Raw genomic sequence first — 326 nt, 5'->3', positions numbered from 1 at the left:
CCTACACCTGCAAACTCTACCCCTTCCATAATCTCTTCCTCTTTTAACCCTAATAAATCTACTGTCATTTGACAAGCTACAAGTTTAATTCCTTGTTCTTTCGCCAAATCAATTAAATCTGGCAAAGGCATTGCGTTATGTTTTTTCATAATGCCTTTAATCATCTTCGGCCCCATGCCAGCAAAATTCATTTTGGATAATCCCATCTTATCAGCACCGCGTGGCATCATTTTTCCAAATACTTTTTCTATAAATGTTTTCTTTACATTCACATGTTCATCTTTCCTTAAAGCATTTAATCCCCAGAAAGTATGAAAAATAGTTAC

At 35.3% G+C, this 326-nt stretch carries 1 protein-coding gene; it reads right to left on the bottom strand.

The features are described from left to right. Positions 1 to 326, bottom strand: a 326-nt coding sequence (locus SB717_RS34560; RefSeq protein ID WP_410907372.1) for a DsrE/DsrF/DrsH-like family protein, incomplete at both ends; no start/stop codon positions are given.

The sequence above is a fragment of the Priestia sp. SIMBA_032 genome, from assembly GCF_046535215.1.
In the GTDB taxonomy this organism is placed as follows: Bacteria; Bacillota; Bacilli; order Bacillales; family Bacillaceae_H; genus Priestia; species Priestia aryabhattai.
This window is presented reverse-complemented; position numbering and strand designations above follow the sequence as displayed.